This window comes from Mycobacterium paraintracellulare, assembly GCF_000276825.1.
Classification (GTDB): domain Bacteria; phylum Actinomycetota; class Actinomycetes; order Mycobacteriales; family Mycobacteriaceae; genus Mycobacterium; species Mycobacterium intracellulare.
Map to the genome: position 1 here is coordinate 2,612,588 of NC_016948.1, position 17,808 is coordinate 2,630,395.

Here is a 17,808-nt window from a genome sequence, read left to right on the forward strand (position 1 = left end):
AAGCCTGTGACCAGGGCCGCAGCCGAAACCGCGGCTACCCCTCCTTGGTGATCAGCTTGCGCAGCGCCACGCGGTCGGGCTTAAGCAGTTCGGCGATGCGGGGCTGATTCACCTCGGCGACGATGATCTCGCCGACCTCCTGGTAGACCTCGCTGAAGATGCCGTGGGATTTCATCTTCGAGGTCTGATACAGGTTGTCCTCGGTCGGCGTCACATAGATCACCCCGTCGGCCTTGAAGCGGTGCACCAGCCAGAGGTGGATCAAGGTCATCAGCCGCTTCTGCCGGAGCTTCTCCGCGAAGGTGTTCTGGTCGCGCACCTGAAGGATGCTGCGGCCGTGCCGGTCCTTGATCGGGTCGACGACCACGTTGGCCAGCTGCTCGTCGTCGTTCCCGTAGATGCCGAGTTCGAGCACGTCCGAGCCGGCCCGGCGGGGCCGCAGTTGCACCCGCAGTTTCTCGCCGAGGTCGTAGTTCTCGCTCCACATCGCCAGCCACTCCTCGAGCAGCTTCTTCGGCACCTCGGTCTGCACCAGGTGCTGGTGCTGGGTCGAGCCTTCGCCCATCGACTTGGTGGTGGCGGTGCGGCCCGAGGAGGCCGTGAGCGCGGCGTCACTGCGCGGTCCCCCGACGAGGGTTTGCGGTGTGCGGTAAGGAGATTCGACCAGGCGCATCTTGCGCTGCAGGCGGGCCAGCGCCAGCATGCCGTCCTGTTGCAGCGAGGTGGCGAACTCCTCGGCGGCGACGCCGTCGATCTGGTGTCCGCCGTAGGTGATGAAGTTGAAGACGAAACCCATCTTGCCCAGTTCCTCGGGGAACTGCTTCATCTGCTCGTCGGTCATGCCGGTGGTGTCCCAGTTGAACGACGGGGACAGGTTGTAGGCCAGCATCTGGTCGGGGAACTTGGCGTGGATGGCGTCGGCGAACTGCCGGGCGTCGTCCAGGTCGGCGGTCTTGGTCTCCATCCACAAGAGGTCGGCGAACGGCGCGGCCGCCAGCGATTTGGCGATGGCGTACGGGATGCCGCCGCGGATCTGGTAGTAGCCCTCGGGCGTCTTCGAGAGTTCGCAGTCCCAACCGGGGTCGACGCCCAACTCCTTCGCCTTGGCCCTGGCCGAGTAGAGCGAGGCGGTCGCGGCGAACTCTCGCCACTCCTCGGCGCTCATATCGGCCGGTTCGCCCTCGCTGGCGGCGAACGCGAGCACATCGGCGACGGCCTCGCCGTAGGTCATCAGGCCGGCGTCGTCCTCCCAGGCCGCCACGAACCGCGACTCGACTTGGTCGAACAGGTCGTCGATCGACTGTTGACCGTCCTCGCGCCAGGCGTTGACGGCGTCGGAGACCAGGCCCTGGATCCCTTGGCGCTCAAGCCAAGCTGTGGCCTCGGCGTACTCCCCTTCGGGCAGCGCGTACAGCAGGTGGCCGTTGAGGTCTTTGACGCCCAGCTCGTAGAAGCGACGCACCAACGCCAGGAAGCACGACTTGTACGACGGGATCTTGAGGTTGGTGGCTCCGAGCAGGAACGGCTGGTCACGCTCGTCGGCCCGGCTGTCCAGCAGGTTGGCGGCCTCGGCGTCGGTGCGCGCGACGATGATGCCCGGCACCTTCATGATGTCGAGCTGGAAGCGCGCGGTGTTGAGCCGTTTGATCTGTTCGTCGGACGGCACTAACACCTTGCCGCCCTGATGGCCGCACTTCTTGGTGCCGGGGCGCTGGTCCTCGATGTGGTAGCCGGGCACGCCGACCTCGACGAACCGGCGGATCAGGTTGCGCACGTGCGGGTCACCGCCGTGGCCGGTATCAGCGTCGGCGATGATGAACGGCCGGTAGTCGTAGACCGGGGCCGCGGCGCGCTGCTTTTCGCTCATCTGCAGGCGCTGGTATTGCTGGTTGCGGTCGGCGGTCAGCAGGGCGCGCACCAGCACCGCGGCGTCGTCGGGCACCTGGCTTAGCGGGTAGCTGGCGAGGTCGGGTCCGGGATCTTCGGTGGTGGACCCCTTGGCCGAGGTGGCCCAGCCGCCCAGATAGATCCCCTCGATGCCCATCCGCTTCATCGCGACCGCCTGGCCGGGCGAGTACGGGCCGAACGTCGTGATGCTCTTCTTCTGGGCGAACAGCTCGCGCAACCGCTCGTAGAAGGCCGCCGCCGCGTTTCGTGCCACGGTGTAGTCGGTCGGGATGGTGCCGCGCTGCTCGGCTACCTGGCGGGCCGTGTACAGGCGGGTGATCCGGGAAAAGCGCGGATCGTCGAAGTATTGCTGCGTGGCAGCGACCTCGTCGTCGAACGATGGCCGGACTTGTGTGTCCTTGTCGATGATCGCCATGTCTTACGCCCCTCTCCGGCACGACTCCACTGAACGTGAGTCTATCCCCGCGAAGGGCGGTTCAATCAGGAGTCGAAAGACTCGGCTGAAACGGTTGCAAAACTACTGGGGCACAGCGCATTTCGATGGTCCACCGATCACGGGACGCCTCCGCGCCGGGCAAGCCAGTCCCGCTGACGGGCCACGAATGCGGCGTCGACGACCTTGCCGTGGCCCGGGACGTAGATGGCGTCGGGTCCGCCGACGGCGAGCAGTCGCCCGAGGGTGGCCGGCCAGGCCGCCACGTCGGAATCGGCGTCGATCGCCGGGTCGGCGGACTCCTCGACCAGGTCACCTGTGAACACCACCATCCTGTCGCCGGCGTTGGTCGCGGGCGCGATCACCACCAGGTCGGAGGCGGTGTGGCCGCGCCCGAGGTGCGTGATCGTCACCGTCCGATCCCCCAGATCGACGCTGGCGTCGTAGACCCCACGGCGCGGAGGGCGTAGCGCGGCGATCGCCGCGTCCACCTCAGTGGCGTCGGCGCCGTACCGCAGCGCCTCGGCGCGGATCTGGTCGGTCGCCGATCGGAGGTGCCCGACGACCTCGGGCGCGCAGTAGATCTTCGCGCGGCCGAAGAACGATGAGCCCAGGACGTGGTCGAAGTGCTTGTGCGTCAACACGATATGGCTCACCGGCCGCCCGGCAAGCCGTCGGACGTCGGCGTCGATGGCGGCGGCCTCGGCCAGCGTGGTACCCGAGTCGACGAGCAGCGTTCCGGTGCGGCCGCGCACCAGGCCGATCGTGACATCGCAGAACGGGAGCCGGCAGCGGTGCACGCCGCCGGACAGCGTTTCCCAGCCGAAATGCACACCAGCAACGTAGCGGCCACGCGTGGGCTGCGCCGGCGGTGCGCCGGGACGATGTGTCGGAAATAGTTGACATGTCGGGATTGTCCGACATATGTTGTCGACCGTGACTGGCGTCGATCGCGTCTTTCTCGCCTTGGCCAACCCGGTGCGGCGTGAACTGCTGGAGATCCTGTTCCGGCAACCATTGTCGGCCGGGGAGCTCAGCGAGCGGTTCGAACTCAGCCGGCCCGCGGTCGCCGAGCATCTCAAGGTGTTGCGTGACGCGAGGCTGGTGGCCGACGAGCCGCGTGGGCGCCATCGGATCTATCACCTGACCGCGGAGCCCCTGGCGGAGCTGGGTGAGTGGCTTCATCCGTTCGAGAAGTTCTGGCGTGCCCGGCTTGCCCGGCTCGCCGAGGTGGCAGAGGAGCTGGAATGACCGCAACGTCACGGTTCGCGACGATCCGGGTGGATCAATTCGTCGCGGCGCCACCGGAGAAGGTGTGGCGGTTGCTCACCGAACCCGCCCTGATGAAACTCTGGTGGGCCGAGGGGCAGGTGGCCGCGGTGGTGGGACACACGTTCACGCTCGACATGCCGGGCTATGGCCAGCAGCCGTGCACGGTGCTCGAGGTCGACGCGCCGCACCGCTTCGTCTACACGTTCACCGCGGCCTGGACGCTGACTTGGCGGCTGGAAGCCGAAGGCGACGGCACGCGAGTGTTCTTGGAGCACAGCGGCTTTGACCTCGACGACGGCCGCATGGCGCAGGCCTTCGAACGCATGGGACCCGGCTGGCGCGACGTGGTCCTCCCCCGGCTCACGCGGGTTGTCGCTCACGTGAGCCCCTAGGGTTTCGAGCGACGTCGCACCGGCTATCTCCCCGAGATGGCTATCACCGATTCCCGCGAAGTCGTCATCGAAGCGACGCCCGACGAAATCCTGGATGTGCTGTTCGACCTCGAGTCGTTGACCGAATGGTCGTCGGCGCACAAAAAGGTCGAGGTGCTCGAGCGGGACGACCAAAACCATCCGACCCGATCCAGACAGGTGGTCAAACTCGTCGGCGTCAGCGACGAACAGGAGCTCGCCTACACCGTTCACGACGATGGCGTCGGCTGGACCCTGATCAGCTCCAAACAGCAACGCGCTCAGGAGGGCCGGTACACGTTGACTCCCGAGGGGGACTCCACCCGGGTCCGCTTCGACCTCACCGTCGACCTGGTGGCGCCCGTTCCCGGATTCCTGGTCAAGAGGGGTGCCAAAACCCTCATGGACACGGCCACCGAGGGATTGCGCAAGCGGGTACTGGAAGTCGAGAAGCGCGCCAAGTAGCCGCGGCCCTCACCCCGAAACGGGTGCTTTCGCGGCGCGCCCGCGCGGGTCAGACTGTTTTCATGGACTCGTCGCACGTGTTTCGCCGAACCGCAGCGCTCATCGGAGCAGCGGTGCTGCTGGGGCCGCTGACCGGCTGCGGCGGAACTGGGGATAGCCACCCGACGTCGTCTCCGGCGCCGAAGGTCACGACGCTGGGCAAGACGGCGCCGAAGGCGCCCGCCGGAGGCTCATTGACGATCAGCAGCCCGGCCTTCGCCGACGGTGCGCCGATTCCGGTGCAGTACACCTGCAAGGGCGCCGACGTCGCACCGCCGTTGGTGTGGTCGGCGCCGCTGGGTGCGGCCCTCGTCGTCGACGATCCCGACGCCCCGGCCGGGTTGTACGTCCACTGGGTGGTGATCGGAATCGCCCCCGGGCCCGGCAGCACGGCCGAGGGCCAAACCCCAGCCGGCGCAACCACTCTGCCGAACACGGCCGGCCAGTCGGCGTATCAGGGTCCCTGTCCCCCGAACGGAACAGGCACGCATCGTTACCGGTTCACCCTCTATCAGCTTCCCAATGACTACCAGCTGCCCGGCGGCCTGGCGGGCGTGCAGGCCGCGCAGACGATCGCCGGCGCCGCGACCGCGCAGGCGCAGCTCGTCGGGGCGTTCGGCGGCTGATCGGCTCGCCTCAGGACGCGTCGTCGAGCACCTGGTAGCCGGCGTTGTACCCCGGGGTGAAGGTGATGCCCGGTCCGCCATGGCAGCCGGCGCCGGCGAGGTAGAGACCGTCGATCGGAATGGGTAGATCGAGGAAGCCGCGCGGTCCGGGTCGGTTGGGCCCCATCAGGTCTGGGTGCAAAAGCCCGTGGCAGAAGTCGCCGTCGGGCGCACCGAACATAGTGTTCATGTGGTAAGGCGCGAACGTGATGTGGCGTATCACGATGTCCTTGAAGTTCGGTGCCAACCTGGTGATCTTGTCGATAACCCGTTGCGCCATCTCATTTTTGAGGCGCCCGTGCTGACCGCGGTCGGATTCGACCGGAAACGCGTAGGCGAACGCGCTCGCCGCGTGCTTGCCCGGCGGCGCCATGGCGGGGTCGTGGACCGACGGGATCTGCATGCCCATCGACGGATCGTCCGGGACGATGCCCCGCCGGCAGTTCTCCCAGTGCAGCTGTTGGGATTCGGGCGACCCGAAGATGCCGATGGACTGTTGCATGCCGTCGTCGTTGAGAAACTCGTACGGTGGGGCGAATTCGGGCAGCCCGTCCAGGGCGAAGTGGATCTGCACGAACGAGGCGCGGTGGTCGCGGCCGGATACCCGCGAGACGAGCTCCGCGGGAACGTGTTCTGGTGCGATGAGGTCGGTGAGGGTGACATCGGGTGACAGGTTGGACACCACGATCGGCGCCGAAATCGTCGACCCGTCGCGCAGCCGCACGCCGGTCACCTTCTGCCGGTCGACGAGGATCTGCTCGGCCTTGGTGCGGAAGCGGATCTCGCCGCCGTGGGAGACGAAGAGCTCGCGTAGGTGCTCGGTGAGGGCGCCGATGCCGCCCTTGAGCTTGGTCATCATCGCGGTGCTGCCGTCGGGCACCGCCAGCGCGAACGCCAAACATGTTGCGCTGCCCGGTGTATACGGACCGCGGTAGGTCGAGTTGACGGCCAGGAACGCCAGCATCCCGCGCATGACCGCGTGCTTTTCCCGGTCGGGCAGATAGCGGTCGATCACGTCCATCGCCGAGCCGAAGAGCATGTCGTGAATGGCACGGCGTTCGGCGTCGTTGGTCGCGCAGGCATACATTTCGTCCAGGGTCTTCGGCCGTTGGCGGACGTCGAAGCGGCCGAGCGCCTTCGCCGGTGCCTGGCTCCACCCGATCAGTTCGGCCATGCCCGTGACGGCCTCGACTCCGTGTTTCTCGCCCAGATGCGTCATCAGTCGCATCGGGTCGCGATAGAAGATCATCGGCTCTTCGCCGTGGTCGCCGATGTTTGTCGACATCACCTCGGGCTCCACCGCCGGCAGCGTGTCGAGGCCGAGGTCTTTGGTGAGCTGGCTTGCCATCGGGAACTGCACCGACCCGGCGATCTCGTATCGGAAGCCGTCGATCAATTCGACCGTCGCGGCCATGCCGCCCGCATAAGTGTTGGCCTCCAGGCACACGGTGCGCAGTCCCGCGCGTTGCAGGATCGCCGCCGCGGTCAGCCCGTTGTGTCCCGCCCCCACCACGATCGCGTCGTAATGATTTGTGCTCATGGTTCTCGCCTCCGTCGGGTACCCGTGCAGAATATGTCAGTACTGACATAATTGGAAGATGTCAGTAGTGACCACTTCGGCTGGGATACCATCTCCCCTGAGATGACCGCCCCGGGCAACCGTCACGAACAACGACGACGATCGACGCATGAGGCCCTACGTCGCGCGGCGTTGAAGAGCTTCGCGCGCAAGGGCTTTGCGAATGTCACCGTCACCGAGTTGGCGCGCGAGGCCGGCGTCACCGAGCGCACCTTCTTCCGGCACTTCCCCACCAAGGAAGCCGTCCTTTTCCAGGATTACGAGACGCAGCTGGAATGGCTGGCCGAGGCGCTCGCGCAACGCCCGTCGTCGGAGTCGTTGTTCGATGCGGTGCTGGCGAGTGTTTCGGCGTTCCCGCACGACCTCGAGGTGGTTCGGCAGGCGGCGACGGCGCGCGCGGAGCTGATCAGCGCCGAGCGGATCGCGGGCCACCTGCGAGTGGTGCAGTCCTCGTTCGCCGGCGTGCTCGCCGACTTCGTCAGGAAGCGCAATCCGGATACGGCGGACATCGACCTGGCGGCCGAGGTCGCGGGTTCTGCGCTGGCCGCGGCCTTGGTTGCGGCAGTGGAGAATTGGGGCCGCAAGGGTTGTGCGGGCGACCTCGGCGCAGACGTGGCCGCAAGCCTGGATCTGGTGCGCTCCGGTCTGGCGCGGCTCGCCTGAGCGACCCTGCAGTTCCCGCGCGCTATTCCCCGCCTCGACAAAGCGGCGCGGCACGGCGTAGCGACCGCTTCGAAGACGCGAGTTCATGAGCGATGTGTCGCAGCACGCATCTCACGAGGGATTTCCGCGGGCCTACCGTCTGTTGGAGTAGACGTCGAGATCCACGATCCACTCCGGCGATGGAGGACACATGCCGCTGTTGTACATCGACCTGATCGGGGGCCGCTCTCCGTCGGAGGTTCGGGCGCTGCTGGACGCGATCCACGAGACGGTGGTCGAAGCGTTCGGTGTTCCCGAGCGTGATCGCTATCAGGTGGTCCGCACTCATCCGGCCCACGAGGTCATCGCGCTGGACACCGGTCTCGGCATCGACCGCTCGGCGCGGCAGGTCATCCTGCACGTGGTCAGCAGGCGACGTCCGCGCGAACTCAAGCAGAAGTTCTACGAACTGCTGGCGTCCCGCCTCGCCGACCGGTGCGGACTCGACCCGGCGGACTTGATCGTCTCGGTCACCGAAAACAACGATGAGGACTGGTCTTTCGGCCACGGCCGCGCACAGTTCCTCACCGGTGAGCTGAAGTGAGCGACACCGTGCCGTTGCGGACCCGCCTGACGGAATTCTTCGGTATCGAGCAGCCCGTCCTGCTCGCGCCGATGGCCCTGGTCTCCGGGGGTCGGCTCGCGGCGGCGGTGACCGGGGCGGGCGGCCTGGGCCTGCTCGGCGGGGGCTACGGCGATCCCGAATGGCTGCAGCGCGAATTCGACAACGCCGACAGCGCCCGGATCGGTTGCGGGTTCATCACCTGGAGCCTGGCGGGCAACCCGCGGGCGCTCGACATCGCGCTCGCCCACCAACCCGCGGCGATCATGTTGTCCTTCGGCGACTTACGGCCGTTCGCCGATCGCATCCACGCGGCCGGCGTCCCGCTCATCGCTCAGGTGCAAAACCTCGACCAGGCGCGCCGGGCCGTGGACGCCGGGGCGGAGGTCATCGTCGCGCAGGGCAGCGAAGCCGGCGGACATGGAATGAGCGGGCGGACGACGTTCACATTGGTGCCCGAGGTGGTCGATTTCGTGGCCGAACGCTCACCCGACACGCTGGTGGCGGCCGCCGGCGGCGTCGTCGACGGCCGCGGATTGGCGGCCGCGCTGGCGCTGGGCGCCGACGGCGCGGTCGTGGGTAGCAGGTTGTGGGCGTCGCCGGAGGCATTGGTGTCACCGCGTGCGCAGCGGCGGGCCGTCGCGGCCTGTGGCGACGACACCGTGCGCACCCGGGTCTATGACGTTGTGCGCCGCCTCGATTGGCCCGCCGGATACGACGCGCGGGCGCTGGGCAACGCGTTCCTCGCCACCTGGCACGGTCGCGAACCCGAGCTGACGGCCCAGCTACCCCAAGCGGTCGCCGACTACGAAAAAGCCGTTGCCGCAGAGGATTTCGATACCGCGGCGATCCTGACCGGCGAAGGCGTGGGACGCGTTCGCGACGTCCGTCCCGCCGCTGACATCGTCGCCGACATGGTCGCCGAGGCCGCACACATCCTCAATCGGCGGGCGAGGGCCTAGACAGCCGAGCTCGGGGTCTGGTTTGCTCAGCTCGACACCTCAATTTCACGTCGCGATGATGGGCCGCACCTTTAACCACCCCCGCCGACACATCTAAGGATCCCATGGACATCGCCACCGTCGACGAACTGCTGAGCACCACCCGGTCGGTGCGCAAACGGCTCGACCTCACCCGGCCGGTCGGCCGCGACGTGATCCTGGAGTGCATCCAGCTGGCGATGCAGGCGCCCACGGCGAGCAACACGCAGGACTGGCGCTGGCTGGTGATCACGGACCCCGACAAACGCGCGGCCATCGCCGAGATCTACCGCAGCATCGGCGCGCAGTACCTGGCGTACGCGGCCGACAACGCGACGGATCCGCAGACGCAGCGGGTGTACCGGAGCGCGATGAGCTTGACCGAAACGCTCGGGCAAGTCCCGGTGCACGTCATCCCCTGCCTTAACCAGCGCATCGACACCGCGGAACCGGGCATCGCTGCCGCGGCGTGGGCGTCGATCATCCCGGCCGGCTGGAGCTTTCTGCTGGCGCTCCGCTCGCGCGGGCTGGGATCGGTGTGGACGACGATGCACCTGTTCAAGGAGCGCGAGGTGGCCGAGCTGCTGGGCATCCCACCCACCGTCACGCAGGCCGCGCTGTTCCCCGTCGCGTACACGATCGGCACCGACTTCCGGCCGGCCGCACGCCCGCCGGCGGCGACCATCACGTTCTGGGATGGCTGGGGGGAAGGCTGATGCAGTCCTACACCGTGCGATTCCACATCGACGCTCCGCCGCGGAAGGTCTGGCGGGCGCTGCATCCGCCGGCCCCGCCGAACGCCCCGCGCCCCCGGGTGCTCGAATGGCCGACCGGCAGCATGGAAATCCTCAACGAGGGCAACGAGGCCGGTGAGGGCCTGGTCCGCACGTGTGTCTTCGAAGTGCCCAAATACCTGCTCACCGGCGGCCGGGCGCGTTCCTGGGAAACCGTGACCGAAGCCGAGATCGACAAGCTGTCGCGTTACGTGGCCGTCGGCGCGCCGCTGTGGTCGCGCGCCGAGGGGTATCACCAGCTCGAGGAGCAGCCCGACGGCACCACCGTGCTGACGTTCCACGAGACGTATCGCGCCTACAATCCCGTGCTGCGCTTCCTCCTCGAACGCCCGGTCTACGCGAAGATCTCCCGTGACAACCTCGAGACGTACGAGCATGCGCTCGCCCGCGCGGGCCGGGTCCGGCGTCTCGTCTAGCCGTTCTTTGCTGCCGGGTTCATTTCACAACGACATGAATTAGGTACTTGGCCCCGGTACCCTCGATTTCTATGGGTGGAGTAGCTACTGCGGCGCGACTGGCCGCCGCGGGTTTGATGGTCGCGGGGTTGGCCACTTCGACGGTCGTTGCCAGCGCCGATCCGGACGAGACACGGGGGCCCGCCCCGGGCCCGGCCGCGTCGCCGGCACCGGCACCAGCGCCTTCGGCAGCACCCGCACCGGCGGCGTCGCCCGGAGCTTCGCCGGCACCCGCCCCGCCGGGGCCGAAGACCAGCATCGACAAGGACGGCATTTACGCCGTGGGGACCGACATCGTCCCGGGTATCTACAGCTCCGGTGGTCCCGTCGGCAACGGCACGTGCTACTGGAAACGGACCGGAAACCCCGACGGCGCGCTCATCGACAACGCCATGACCAAGAAGGCGCAGGTCGTGCAGATCGACCCGGGTGACAAAGCCTTCAAGACCTCGGGCTGCCAACCCTGGCAGCTGACCCCGGACGCCGTTCCGCCGTCACAAACGCCGCCCGCGGGCGTGCAGGGCACGCTCGGCATCCTCAACGGTCTGTTGGGCGGAAACGCACAGCGGCCCCCGCAACCGTCGCCCGCTCCGCAAGCGCCCGCACCTGCACCGGCGCCGGCCTCGCAAGCGCCGGCGGCCCCGCAAGCCCCGGCGGCCGCGCCCGCAACTCCGGTAGCCCCACAAGCCGCGCATTCCTGATCGGCCCGCCGGCGCCGTGGCCAGTACGCACCAGATCGTCGTGGTAGGGGCTGGCGTCAGCGGGTTGACGTCGGCCATCTGCCTGGCCGAGGCGGGCTGGCCGGTGCGGGTCTGGGCGGACACGATGCCCAAGCGAACGACTTCGGCGGTGGCGGGCGCCGTGTGGGCGCCCCCGCGGCCCGCGGAACGCGCCGGCGATACGCTGCGCTGGACCGAGCACTCTCTAGAGGTGTTCCGTGATCTCGCCCGCGATCCCGACTCGGGTGTGTTGCTGGCGCCGGCGCTGGCCGTCGGCGAGTTGATCGCGACCGAGGCGATGTCATCGGCGGCCGCGCTGATCCCCGACCTGCGGCCCGCCGACCCGGCCGACGTTCCGCCGGGTTTCGGCACCGGATTTCGCGCCACCGTGCCGATGATCGACATGCCGCACTACCTCGACTATCTGACCCGGCGGCTCGCGGCGGCCGGCTGCGAGATCGAAGAACACCCCGTTCGATCCCTGGCCGAGGCCGCCGACACCGCTGACATCGTCGTCAACTGCACTGGTCTCGCCGCGGGCGCGCTCATCGACGACCACACCGTGCGGCCGCTCTTCGGCCAGCACGTGGTGCTGACCAATCCCGGTCTGCAGCAACTGTTTCTGGAATTGAACGACGGCCCCGAGTGGACCTGTTTCTTCCCGCATCCACAACGGGTGGTGTGCGGCGGAATCAGCATCCCCGGTCGCTGGGACACGACCGCGGAACCCGACGTGACCGAACGCATCCTGCAGCGCTGCCGACGAATCGAGCCGCGACTCGGTGACGCCGAGGTGATCGAGGTCATCACCGGACTGCGCCCCGACCGTCCGTCGGTGCGCGTGGAGGCCGAACCGCTCGGGCGGGCGCGTTGCATCCACAACTACGGTCACAGCAGCAACGGCGTCACCCTGTCCTGGGGCTGCGCGCGCGACGTGGTGGCCCTGGCCGGCGGCCGCTGATCTCAGGCGCCGGTGCGGCGAATTATCAAGGACAGCAACCAACTGACGATCGACAAGACGATCGCCGCCCAGATGGCGGTCCACCAAAAGTGGTCGATCTGCAGCCCCCAGTGCGTGGTGTGCTCGGTGATCCACGCCGTGATCCAGAGCATCAGCGCATTGATGACGACATGGAACAGACCGAGCGTCACGATGTAGAGCGGGATCGACAGCATCTGGACGATCGGCTTGATGAATGCGTTGACCAGACCGAAGATCACGGCGACGACGAAGATGATGCCGACCCGTTCCAGCCTCGTGCTACCACCCACGAAACTCAGGCCGTGCACGAAAAGGGTGACGATCCACAACGCAAAGCCGGTCAGCGCGGCGCGCACCAAAAATGGGCCCATGCGCCTAGATCCTGCCATCCGGTCGGCCGGGAAGGTAAGCAAATCGGCGCGGGTGAGTTCTGACCGGGTGACCGGCTTCGTCCGTCGGCTCTCGCGCATACACGCGGGCGCGGTTTCGGATATCGGAAACGGATATTGAATTCCCTTGTGTCACTGTGGTTTCTGTGGTCACAATGCGGGGTTTTGTGTCGGTGGGCCTCGATAGTTTGACGGTATGGGTTCGGGCGGCGTCATCGATCGGGACGCGATCAGCGCGGCCTTCGATGCGCTTGATGCCGCGATCGAGGGCGTGGCGGGGCTGAGTTTTGATGCGCTGGCTCCTCGGGAGTGCCTGGCGTTGTTGGAGCGCTGCGAAAAGACGCGCCGCCGGTTGCCGGTGGCTGAGCATGCGTTGATCAATCACCTGGCCCGCCAAGCCGGCATCGAAGAACTCGGCGGCCCGCTGGATCAGGCGATCGCCGACCGGCTGCGGATCAGCCACACCGAGGCCGGCCGGCGGGTCAAAGACGCCGCCGATCTGGGCCCGCGCCACGGCCTGACCGGTGAACCCTTGCCCCCGGTGTTGGCCGCCACCGCCGCCGCCCAGGCCCGCGGTGAACTCGGCGCCGCCCATGTTGCGGTGATCCGCCGATTCTTTCGTCGCCTGCCGGGCTGGATCGACCCGGTGACCCGCGAGCGCGTCGAGGCCGACCTGGCCGGTCACGCCGCGTATCACCGGCCCGACGAACTCGACGGCCTGGCCCACGTCCTGGAAGATTGCCTCAATCCCGACGGCCTTTTCACCGATGAGGACCGCGCCCGTAGCCGCGGGGTGACCCTGGGCCGCCAACAACCCGACGGCATGTCGGAGTTGCGGGGCCTGATCACCCCCGAACTACGCGCCACGCTGGAAGCCGTGGAAGCCAAACTCGGTGCCCCGGGCATGTGCAACCCGCTCGACGACACCCCGTGCGTGGAGGGCGCGCCCAGCCAAGAGGCCATCGATCGTGATACCCGCTCGGCTGCTCAGCGCGGCCACGATGCCCTGCTGGCCGGGCTGCGTGGGCTGTTGGCCTCCGGGGAGTTGGGTCAGCACAACGGGTTACCGGCCTCCATCATCGTCACCACCACCCTGGCCGAGTTGGAGGCCGCCGCCGGGCGAGCCCTGACCGGCGGGGGCACCATCCTGCCGATGAGTGAGGTGATCCGCCTGGCCCGCCACGCCCACCATTACTTGGCGATTTTCGATAAGGGCAAGGCCCTGGCGCTGTATCACACCAAGCGGCTGGCCTCCCCGGGGCAGCGAATCGTGTTGTACGCCAAGGACCGCGGCTGCACCGCCCCGGGCTGCACCGTGTCGGGTTACTACTGCGAAGTCCACCACACCACCGACTACAGCACCTGCCACAGCACCGACATCAACCAGCTCACCTTCGCCTGCGGCCCGCATCACCGCATGCTCGACCCCGGCGGCTGGAGCACCCGCAAAAACGCCAAGGGCGAGACCGAATGGAAACCCCCACCCCACCTCGAGCGCGGCCAACCCCGCACCAACACCTACCACCACCCCGAAAAACTCCTCCACCACGAACACGACGACGACGAAGCCGACAATCCCGGCGCGGCATAACACTTCGCGATCGCCGCTAGCTCAGATGGCGCCGACCCGCCTCGCCCGGCTGCGCCGCGCTCGCGATCGCCGCTAGGTGCAATGGCGCCGACCCGCGTCGCCCGGCTGCGCCGTGCTCGCGATCGCCGCTAGTTCAGGTTGTAGAAGCGCTGCGCGTTGCGCCCACCGATCTTCTCGCGGGCCTCCTCGCTGATATCGGCGCGAGTGCGCAGGTGCTTGGTGCTTTCTGGCCACTCGCCGTCCCAGTGCGGATAGTCGCTGGCGAACATGATGAAATCGGCGCCCAGCACGTCGATCACCCCGGGCAGAATCGGCTCCTCCGGTTCACACGTCACCCAGATGTTTCCGGCGGCCAGATACTCGTGCGGATCGCGACGCCAGCCGCGCTCCACCCAGTCGCCACGCTTCTCGTAATGCTCGTGCAGCCGATCGATAAAAAACGGAACCCAGCCCGCACCCGCCTCGAGGAAGGCCACCCGCAACTCCGGATGGCGCTCGAAGACGCCGCCGGAAACCATCGCGGTCATCGCCGTCATCTGGTCAAACGGAAAGCTGATGCAGTGCACCTGAATGTAATTCGTGAAACGGTCTACCCCGATCTTGGGCAGATGAATGCCGGGCGCCCCATGCACCCCCAGCGGCATCCCGAGTTCGACGGCGGCGGCATAGAACGGGTCGAGGTCGGGGTGGTCGAGGTTGCGTGTCTTGAGCGCCGGCGGCACCAAAGTCGCCACCAGCCCAAGGTCTTTGGCTTCGGTCATGACATCGATCGCCAGCCGGCCATGTTCTATCGGAGTCACCGCGACGCCGCGGAGCCGCCCGCCCGAAGCGGCGCAGTAATCGGCGATCCACTCGTTGTAGAGGCGAGCGAATCCGGCCGCGAATTCGGGATCCTCGAGACTCGGCGCGCACAGGCCAAGGCTGGGATAGAGCACCATCGTGTCGATGTGATCGCGGTCGGCGTCACCCAGCACGCCTTCGGCCGACCGGCAGTTGATATCGGCCGCGCTACTGATCCCGTGTTCGGGCGGGCAGCCCGCGCCCGGACCGCGGTCCTCGGGGTAGTTGCGTCCTTCGAGGGTCAACCCGAGCCGCCCATGCCTGCCGGGTCTGACGTGCTCCGGCCACCGCTTGATCGCTTCGACTGCCAGTGACGAATTTTCGGCGACATGGCCGTCGGCATCGATGATCCGCATGCATCCGGAACTTACTCCCGCACGACGGGCGGCGAAACAGGTCGCGCCGACGCGCTCGGTACGCCACGATGCTGACGTGACCACACAGAGCCCTCGACAGAAGTTGACCGCCGACCAGCGAAACTCCTTCATCGCCGCTCTGTTGGGCTGGACGATGGATGCCTTCGACTACTTCATCGTGGTGCTCGTCTACGCCGACATCGCAAAGACGTTCCACCACAGCAAGGCCGAGGTCGCGTTCGTCACCACCGCCACCCTGATCATGCGTCCCGTCGGCGCGTTGCTGTTCGGGCTGTGGGCCGACCGCGTCGGCCGGCGACTCCCCCTGATGGTCGACGTCATGTTCTACTCCGTGGTCGGGTTCCTGTGCGCGTTCGCACCCAACTTCACGGTGCTGGTGATCCTGCGCCTGCTGTACGGCATCGGCATGGGCGGGGAATGGGGGCTCGGTGCCGCGCTGGCCATGGAGAAGGTTCCGGTCCAGCGACGCGGGTTTTTCTCCGGGCTGCTGCAGGAGGGTTACGCGTTCGGCTACCTGCTGGCCAGCGTGGCCGCCCTGGTGGTGATGGATTGGCTCGAGCTCTCGTGGCGCTGGTTGTTCGGCCTGAGCATCGTTCCCGCACTGATCAGCTTGATCATTCGTTACCGGGTGGAGGAATCCGAGGTGTGGGAGGCCGCCCAAGACCGGATGAGGCTCACCAGCACCAGAATCCGCGACGTGCTGCGCAGCGGCGCGATCATCCGGCGCTTCATCTACCTGGCGTTGCTGATGACGGCCTTCAACTGGATGAGCCACGGCACGCAGGACGTCTACCCAACCTTCCTCGGCGCGCACGCCAACCAGGGGGCCGGGTTGTCGAGCACGACGGTCAGGTGGATCGTGGTGGCCTACAACGTCGGCGCCATCATCGGAGGGCTCGTCTTCGGAACGCTGTCGCAACGACTGAGCAGGCGCTACACGGTCGTCTTCTGTGCGGTTCTGGCGCTGCCGATCGTGCCGCTGTTCGCATACTCACGCGGCGCGGCCATGCTGTGCCTGGGCTCGTTCTTGATGCAGCTCTTCGTGCAGGGCGCGTGGGGCGTGATTCCCGCCCACCTCACGGAGATGTCGCCGGACGCCATCCGCGGCCTCTACCCCGGTGTGACCTACCAACTCGGAAACCTGTTGGCGGCGTTCAACTTACCGATTCAGGAACGTCTCGCCGAATCCCATGGCTACCCGTTCGCCTTGGCGGCCACGATCGTGCCGGTGCTGGCCGCGGTGGTGGTCCTGACGCTGATCGGAAAGGACGCGACGGGAATCCGCTTCGGCACGACGGAAAGTTCTTTTCTCGCAACGGAAGCGACGTAAAAGCTAGTCGGCGTCGGCCAGCAGGCGCCGCAGCAGGTGCATGGCCACCGTCGTCGAGCGTTCCCGGATATCGGACCGGTTGCCCGGAAGGCGCAGGGTGCGAGTGTCCGTGCGACCGCCCGCCACCTTCACGCTGAAGCAGACCGTCCCGACCGGCTTGTCTTCCGTGCCCCCGCCCGGTCCGGCGATCCCGGTGATCGCGACCGCGGTGTCGGCGCCGAAGCGTTGCAGCGCGCCCGCGGCCATGGCCTCGGCCACCGGCTCCGATACCGCGCCGTGCACCTCGATCAGCGCCGGGTCGACGCCGAGCACCTCCGCTTTCGCCTCGTTCGAATAGGACACCACCCCGCCGGCCACGTAGTCCGACGATCCGGGCCGATCGGTCAGCCGCGCCGCCAGCAGTCCCGCGGTGCACGACTCCGCCGTCGCGATCCGGTGCCCGGTGAGAAGCTGCGCGACCAGATCGTCGACACGCGAGCCGTCTTCGGAGTACAGCTGATGCCCGTGCCTCTCGCGCAGCAGCTTCGTCAGTTGCGTGTACGCGTCGGCGGAGTCCGGCTCGTAGCGGGTGACCATTTCGATCTCCCCGCGCCGCAGGCAGGTGGTGATCTCGAGGCGGTCGAAGCCGGGCACGGTCTTTTCGGCGTCGCGCAGCGTCTCGGCCAGCCCCGACTCGGGCAGCCCGAACATCCGCAACATCTCCTGCCGATAAATGGTCCGGCCGGCGATCGCGTCCTGCGCCGCCGGTGTCTGGATGGCCGTGTGCCACATCGGCTGCAGCTCGCGCGGGGGTCCCGGGAGCACGATCACCGCGGGCTTGCCCGGCACCACGACACCCGGTGCGGTGCCGACCGGATCGAGCACCTGCGCCCCGGCCGGGACCATGGCCTGCTTGCGGTTGGCGGCGCGCAGCGACTCGAAAGTGCCGGGGTCCAAGGCGGATTGGAACGCGGGATTGCGCCCCATCAGCTTCTTGAGGATGTTCGCGATCTTCTCTTCGACCTCGGCATCCAACACCAGCTCGCGCCCGCAGAAGCGCGCCACCACCTCGACGGTCATGTCGTCGGCCGTGGGCCCCAGGCCGCCGCTGGTGACGATCAGGTCCACGCCTTGATCGGCGAGAAACCGCAGCTGGGCTTCGATGTCGGCGGGCCGGTCGCCGCAGATCGTGATGTGCGCGAGCTCGACGCCCAGCTCCAGGAGGCGATCGGCGATCCAGGGGCCGTTGGCGTCTTGGACGCGTCCGGTGAGGACCTCGGTTCCGGTGACAACGATGCCTGCACGTGCGCTCACCGCCATGAGCCTACGCATGGGCC

At 67.5% G+C, this 17,808-nt stretch carries 18 protein-coding genes and 1 pseudogene; 13 read left to right on the forward strand and 6 right to left on the reverse strand.

The window, feature by feature from the left end; all coding sequences use genetic code 11:
- Positions 1–34: 34 nt before the first annotated feature.
- Together aceA and OCQ_RS12130 are read right to left on the reverse strand one after the other, a co-directional pair.
- A complete protein-coding gene (gene aceA / locus OCQ_RS12125) occupies positions 35–2,323 on the reverse strand; it encodes an isocitrate lyase ICL2 (protein WP_008256786.1) in 2,289 nt (762 codons plus the stop codon).
- 137 nt (positions 2,324–2,460) lie between these two features.
- Positions 2,461–3,174, reverse strand: a complete 714-nt coding sequence (locus OCQ_RS12130) for an MBL fold metallo-hydrolase (protein WP_014384706.1) — start codon at positions 3,172–3,174, stop codon at positions 2,461–2,463.
- A 91-nt stretch (positions 3,175–3,265) separates the two neighbouring features.
- Between OCQ_RS12130 and OCQ_RS12135 the strand changes: the two genes are divergently transcribed.
- The 4 genes from OCQ_RS12135 to OCQ_RS12150 all read left to right on the forward strand — a co-directional run bounded on the left by OCQ_RS12135 (position 3,266) and on the right by OCQ_RS12150 (position 5,153).
- On the forward strand, positions 3,266–3,592 hold the full coding sequence (locus OCQ_RS12135; RefSeq protein WP_009955976.1) for an ArsR/SmtB family transcription factor: 327 nt from the start codon (positions 3,266–3,268) through the stop codon (positions 3,590–3,592).
- The gene (locus OCQ_RS12140; RefSeq protein ID WP_014384707.1) at positions 3,589–4,005 is read left to right on the forward strand and encodes an SRPBCC family protein; all 417 of its coding nucleotides are present in this window, start codon (positions 3,589–3,591) and stop codon (positions 4,003–4,005) included. Before OCQ_RS12135 ends, OCQ_RS12140 begins: the two co-directional genes overlap by 4 nt.
- A 36-nt stretch (positions 4,006–4,041) precedes the next feature.
- Positions 4,042–4,488: an SRPBCC family protein gene (locus tag OCQ_RS12145; protein ID WP_009955978.1), complete on the forward strand. Its 447-nt coding sequence runs from the start codon at positions 4,042–4,044 to the stop codon at positions 4,486–4,488.
- A 62-nt stretch (positions 4,489–4,550) separates the two neighbouring features.
- A complete protein-coding gene (locus OCQ_RS12150) occupies positions 4,551–5,153 on the forward strand; it encodes a YbhB/YbcL family Raf kinase inhibitor-like protein (RefSeq protein WP_043954846.1) in 603 nt (200 codons plus the stop codon).
- A 10-nt stretch (positions 5,154–5,163) separates the two neighbouring features.
- Here OCQ_RS12150 and OCQ_RS12155 read toward each other — a convergent pair whose 3' ends face one another.
- Positions 5,164–6,732: a phytoene desaturase family protein gene (locus OCQ_RS12155; RefSeq protein ID WP_014384709.1), complete on the reverse strand. Its 1,569-nt coding sequence runs from the start codon at positions 6,730–6,732 to the stop codon at positions 5,164–5,166.
- 102 nt (positions 6,733–6,834) lie between these two features.
- Here OCQ_RS12155 and OCQ_RS12160 point away from each other — a divergent pair, with 102 nt between their 5' ends.
- The 7 genes and pseudogenes from OCQ_RS12160 to OCQ_RS12190 all read left to right on the forward strand — a co-directional run bounded on the left by OCQ_RS12160 (position 6,835) and on the right by OCQ_RS12190 (position 11,944).
- Positions 6,835–7,434 carry a TetR/AcrR family transcriptional regulator gene (locus OCQ_RS12160; protein ID WP_008256801.1) on the forward strand — a complete coding sequence of 200 codons (600 nt, stop codon included), beginning with the start codon at positions 6,835–6,837 and terminating at the stop codon, positions 7,432–7,434.
- 190 nt (positions 7,435–7,624) lie between these two features.
- Positions 7,625–8,017 carry a tautomerase family protein gene (locus OCQ_RS12165; protein WP_009955983.1) on the forward strand — a complete coding sequence of 131 codons (393 nt, stop codon included), beginning with the start codon at positions 7,625–7,627 and terminating at the stop codon, positions 8,015–8,017.
- 8 nt (positions 8,018–8,025) lie between these two features.
- Complete coding sequence (locus tag OCQ_RS12170) at positions 8,026–8,997, forward strand: NAD(P)H-dependent flavin oxidoreductase (protein WP_197748743.1); 972 nt, start codon at positions 8,026–8,028, stop codon at positions 8,995–8,997.
- A gap of 104 nt (positions 8,998–9,101) precedes the next feature.
- Entirely contained in the window at positions 9,102–9,731 is a 630-nt protein-coding gene (locus OCQ_RS12175) for a nitroreductase family protein (RefSeq protein ID WP_009955986.1), read from the forward strand.
- Positions 9,731–10,225, forward strand: coding sequence for an SRPBCC family protein (locus OCQ_RS12180; RefSeq protein WP_009955988.1), 495 nt, complete (start codon positions 9,731–9,733; stop codon positions 10,223–10,225). Before OCQ_RS12175 ends, OCQ_RS12180 begins: the two co-directional genes overlap by 1 nt.
- A 98-nt stretch (positions 10,226–10,323) precedes the next feature.
- Positions 10,324–10,845 (forward strand): annotated as a pseudogene (locus OCQ_RS26895) (hypothetical protein); the annotation flags it as partial.
- Positions 10,846–10,981: 136 nt separating this feature from the next.
- Positions 10,982–11,944, forward strand: a complete 963-nt coding sequence (locus OCQ_RS12190) for an FAD-dependent oxidoreductase (protein ID WP_014384712.1) — start codon at positions 10,982–10,984, stop codon at positions 11,942–11,944.
- Positions 11,945–11,946: 2 nt separating this feature from the next.
- Here the strand turns inward: OCQ_RS12190 and OCQ_RS12195 are convergent, their stop codons facing one another.
- On the reverse strand, positions 11,947–12,336 hold the full coding sequence (locus tag OCQ_RS12195) for a phage holin family protein (RefSeq protein WP_014384713.1): 390 nt from the start codon (positions 12,334–12,336) through the stop codon (positions 11,947–11,949).
- A gap of 214 nt (positions 12,337–12,550) precedes the next feature.
- Here OCQ_RS12195 and OCQ_RS12200 point away from each other — a divergent pair, with 214 nt between their 5' ends.
- Positions 12,551–13,945, forward strand: a complete 1,395-nt coding sequence (locus OCQ_RS12200; RefSeq protein WP_014384714.1) for an HNH endonuclease signature motif containing protein — start codon at positions 12,551–12,553, stop codon at positions 13,943–13,945.
- Positions 13,946–14,073: 128 nt separating this feature from the next.
- Here the strand turns inward: OCQ_RS12200 and OCQ_RS12205 are convergent, their stop codons facing one another.
- Positions 14,074–15,141, reverse strand: a complete 1,068-nt coding sequence (locus OCQ_RS12205; RefSeq protein WP_009956819.1) for an amidohydrolase family protein — start codon at positions 15,139–15,141, stop codon at positions 14,074–14,076.
- A 154-nt stretch (positions 15,142–15,295) separates the two neighbouring features.
- On the opposite strand from OCQ_RS12205, the gene OCQ_RS12210 reads away from it, so the two are divergent.
- Positions 15,296–16,492: an MFS transporter gene (locus OCQ_RS12210; RefSeq protein ID WP_407937426.1), complete on the forward strand. Its 1,197-nt coding sequence runs from the start codon at positions 15,296–15,298 to the stop codon at positions 16,490–16,492.
- 3 nt (positions 16,493–16,495) lie between these two features.
- Here the strand turns inward: OCQ_RS12210 and OCQ_RS12215 are convergent, their stop codons facing one another.
- Positions 16,496–17,785, reverse strand: coding sequence for a competence/damage-inducible protein A (locus tag OCQ_RS12215; RefSeq protein WP_448440085.1), 1,290 nt, complete (start codon positions 17,783–17,785; stop codon positions 16,496–16,498).
- Positions 17,786–17,808 lie beyond the last annotated feature (23 nt).

What these genes read in the sequence shown, in the direction of transcription:
- OCQ_RS12145 (WP_009955978.1), top strand. Translation starts at nt 4,042, where the DNA reads ATGGCTATCACCGATTCCCGCGAAGTCGTCATCGAAGCGACGCCCGAC.
- aceA (WP_008256786.1), bottom strand. Translation starts at nt 2,323, where the DNA reads ATGGCGATCATCGACAAGGACACACAAGTCCGGCCATCGTTCGACGAC.
- OCQ_RS12135 (WP_009955976.1), top strand. Translation starts at nt 3,266, where the DNA reads ATGTTGTCGACCGTGACTGGCGTCGATCGCGTCTTTCTCGCCTTGGCC.
- OCQ_RS12200 (WP_014384714.1), top strand. Translation starts at nt 12,551, where the DNA reads ATGGGTTCGGGCGGCGTCATCGATCGGGACGCGATCAGCGCGGCCTTC.
- OCQ_RS12165 (WP_009955983.1), top strand. Translation starts at nt 7,625, where the DNA reads ATGCCGCTGTTGTACATCGACCTGATCGGGGGCCGCTCTCCGTCGGAG.
- OCQ_RS12180 (WP_009955988.1), top strand. Translation starts at nt 9,731, where the DNA reads ATGCAGTCCTACACCGTGCGATTCCACATCGACGCTCCGCCGCGGAAG.
- OCQ_RS12195 (WP_014384713.1), bottom strand. Translation starts at nt 12,336, where the DNA reads ATGGGCCCATTTTTGGTGCGCGCCGCGCTGACCGGCTTTGCGTTGTGG.
- OCQ_RS12175 (WP_009955986.1), top strand. Translation starts at nt 9,102, where the DNA reads ATGGACATCGCCACCGTCGACGAACTGCTGAGCACCACCCGGTCGGTG.
- OCQ_RS12155 (WP_014384709.1), bottom strand. Translation starts at nt 6,732, where the DNA reads ATGAGCACAAATCATTACGACGCGATCGTGGTGGGGGCGGGACACAAC.
- OCQ_RS12150 (WP_043954846.1), top strand. Translation starts at nt 4,551, where the DNA reads ATGGACTCGTCGCACGTGTTTCGCCGAACCGCAGCGCTCATCGGAGCA.
- OCQ_RS12160 (WP_008256801.1), top strand. Translation starts at nt 6,835, where the DNA reads ATGACCGCCCCGGGCAACCGTCACGAACAACGACGACGATCGACGCAT.
- OCQ_RS12205 (WP_009956819.1), bottom strand. Translation starts at nt 15,141, where the DNA reads ATGCGGATCATCGATGCCGACGGCCATGTCGCCGAAAATTCGTCACTG.
- OCQ_RS12210 (WP_407937426.1), top strand. Translation starts at nt 15,296, where the DNA reads ATGGATGCCTTCGACTACTTCATCGTGGTGCTCGTCTACGCCGACATC.
- OCQ_RS12140 (WP_014384707.1), top strand. Translation starts at nt 3,589, where the DNA reads ATGACCGCAACGTCACGGTTCGCGACGATCCGGGTGGATCAATTCGTC.